At 55.4% G+C, this 2,648-nt stretch carries 3 protein-coding genes; 1 reads left to right on the top strand and 2 read right to left on the bottom strand.

All coding sequences use genetic code 11. The features are described from left to right. Positions 1-46: 46 nt before the first annotated feature. Positions 47-481: a protein-export chaperone SecB gene (gene secB, locus BDE01S_RS09900; RefSeq protein ID WP_066081003.1), complete on the bottom strand. Its 435-nt coding sequence runs from the start codon at positions 479-481 to the stop codon at positions 47-49. Positions 482-541: 60 nt separating this feature from the next. Further along, complete coding sequence (gene grxC / locus BDE01S_RS09895; RefSeq protein WP_066081000.1) at positions 542-799, bottom strand: glutaredoxin 3; 258 nt, start codon at positions 797-799, stop codon at positions 542-544. Between the two features lie 228 nt (positions 800-1,027). Between grxC and rng the strand changes: the two genes are divergently transcribed. Further along, positions 1,028-2,521, top strand: a complete 1,494-nt coding sequence (rng, locus tag BDE01S_RS09890; protein ID WP_066081005.1) for a ribonuclease G — start codon at positions 1,028-1,030, stop codon at positions 2,519-2,521. Positions 2,522-2,648 lie beyond the last annotated feature (127 nt).

The raw sequence follows: 2,648 nt of genomic DNA, 5'->3' as shown, positions 1-2,648 counted from the left end.
CTTTTACTTTTTTCAAACAAACCGCAAGCGGCTTGAAAGCAAACGCTTAAGCATTACCTTCCTGCTGTTGCTGGTACATAGCCTCGAAGTTAATCGGAGCGAGCAGCACGGGCGGGAAGCCGGCGCGGGTAACGGTAGAAGAGATGGCTTCGCGGGCATAGGGGAACAGGATGTTCGGGCAGGCAACGCCGAGCAGGGCTTCTGCGTCTTCCTGCGGGATGTTTTCCAGGCGGAAGATGCCGCTTTGGGTTACTTCGTTCAGAAACATGGTGCGCTCTTCGTTCAGCTTGGCAGTCACGGTGATGGTGACGTCCACGCCGTAGATGCCGTCTTCCAGTTTTTCGTTTTTGGTCGATACGCGCATTTCGACTTCAGGCTCGCCGCTTTCGAGGAAAATCTGCGGCGCGTGGGGGACTTCCAAAGACAAATCTTTGACGTACAGTCGCTCGATGCTGAATACGGGTTGCAATTCTTCTGACATTTTTTGTCCTATCGTTTATCGGGTTAGATGAAATCGTACGCCTGCAAAGCGGCAGGCGGCTTAGGCCTTGAGCAGCTCGGCCAATTCGCCTTTTTGCTGCAGGGCGTAGAGGTCGGTAAAGCCGCCGACGTGGGTCTCGCCGATGAAAATCTGCGGGATGCTGCGCTGGCCGCTGAGCTGCTGCATTTGGGCAAAATCGGCGGGATTTTGATCGACGCGGATTTCGGTGATTTCGGTCACGCCTACTGCGGCCAACAGCTTTTTGGCCATGGTGCAGTAAGGGCAGAACGCGCCGGTGTACATGGTTACGGGTTGCATAGGCTTTCTTTCTGGTGCAATTTCCATACTATATGGGCAGACGCATGATTTTACAAGGGGAAGATGCCTTGCGCGCGGGATTTTCAGACGGCCTGCGGCGCGCGCCGACATGGTAAAACGGGCGGTTTTCCAGTATCATGTCTGATGGCGGCGCGGCAGAGATGCTTTTGCCATCGGCTTTGCGAAAGAGTTGATGGCAAAAGTTTTTTGTATTGATTGGAAGCCATTATGTTAGCCGGAATCCCGATTCCCAAAGATACGCTGCGCCCGCCTGAAACGGTGCTGGTCAACATCACGCCGCAGGAAACGCGCGTGGCGGTATTGGAGGAAAACAATATCTGCGAGCTGCACATCGAGCGCAATAGCGGCCACAGCCTGGTGGGCAATATTTATCTGGGCGTGGTGCGGCGCGTGCTGCCGGGGATGCAGAGCGCGTTTATCGACATCGGGCTGGAGCGCGCGGCGTTTCTGCACATTGTCGATGTATTGGAGCAGCGCCGCAATCCCGATGAAACGCAGCGCATCGAGCATATGCTGTTTGAGGGGCAGACGATTTTGGTACAGGTCATCAAAGACCCTATCAATACCAAAGGCGCGCGTCTTTCGACGCAGATTTCGCTGGCCGGGCGCTTTCTCGTGCATCTGCCGCAAGACGAACACATCGGCATTTCGCAGCGCATCGAAGACGAAACCGAGCGTCAAAACCTGCGCGACCGCCTCAGCAACCTGCTGCCCGAGTCGGCCTGCCAAGGCTATATTATCCGCACCAACGCGGAAACGGCCACCGACGAGCAGCTGCAGGCCGATATCAGCTATCTGACCAAAGTGTGGGACAACATCCAGCTGCAGGCCAAAACCCGCCCGCCGGAAACGCTGCTCTATCAGGATTTGCCGCTGGCGCTGCGCGTTTTGCGCGATATGTTCAGCAGCGACACCCAAAAAATTCTGGTCGATTCCACCGAAAACTGCCGCCGTATGCAGACTTTTGCCGAGCAATACGTGCAAGGCGCGGCCGACAAAATCGAATTGTTCAAAGGCGACCGCCCGCTGTTTGAAACCCACAATATCGAGCAGGAAATCGCCCGCGCCCTGCAGCCGCGCGTCAATCTCAATTTCGGCAGCTACCTGATTATCGAATCCACCGAAGCGATGACCACCATCGATGTCAACACCGGCGGCTTTGTCGGCGCGCGCAATTTCGACGAAACGATTTTCCGCACCAATCTCGAAGCCTGCCACACCATCGCCCGCGAGCTGCGCCTGCGTAATCTGGGCGGCATCATCATCATCGACTTCATCGACATGGCGCAGGAAACCCATCGCGAGGCCGTGTTGCAGGAGTTGGCCAAAGCCTTGAGCTTCGACCGCACCCGCGTCACGCTCAACGGCTTCACCAGCCTCGGCTTGGTAGAGTTAACCCGCAAACGCTCGCGCGAAAACCTCAGCCAGGTATTATGCGAACCCTGCCCTTCCTGCCAGGGCAGAGGCCGTCTGAAAACCCCGCAAACGGTGTGCTACGAAATCCAGCGCGAAATCGTGCGCGAAGCCCGCCGCTACGACGCGCAATCATTCCGCATCCTGGCCGCGCCCAATGTCATCGACCTGTTTCTCGACGAAGAATCGCAGTCGCTGGCCATGCTGATTGCCTTTATCGGCAAACCGATTTCTCTGGCTGTGGAAACGGCCTACACGCAGGAGCAATACGATATTGTGTTGATTTAAAACCGTATTGTATCCTTGATGCCAAAACAAAAGCCGTCTGAAAATCTCCTATTTTCAGACGGCTTTTGTTTGGTGCGGGCATATTGTGAAATGCCCAAAAATGAAAATGAGCAGACCAGGATTTATA

It is taken from the genome of Bergeriella denitrificans NBRC 102155 (genome assembly GCF_001592185.1).
GTDB classification, from domain to species: domain Bacteria; phylum Pseudomonadota; class Gammaproteobacteria; order Burkholderiales; family Neisseriaceae; genus Neisseria; species Neisseria denitrificans.
Note: the sequence above shows the minus strand (reverse complement) of the source record. Positions and strands in the feature narration are given on the sequence as shown.

Coding starts and splice junctions, on each gene's coding strand:
- secB (WP_066081003.1), bottom strand. CDS start 481: ATGTCAGAAGAATTGCAACCCGTATTCAGCATCGAGCGACTGTACGTC.
- grxC (WP_066081000.1), bottom strand. CDS start 799: ATGCAACCCGTAACCATGTACACCGGCGCGTTCTGCCCTTACTGCACC.
- rng (WP_066081005.1), top strand. CDS start 1,028: ATGTTAGCCGGAATCCCGATTCCCAAAGATACGCTGCGCCCGCCTGAA.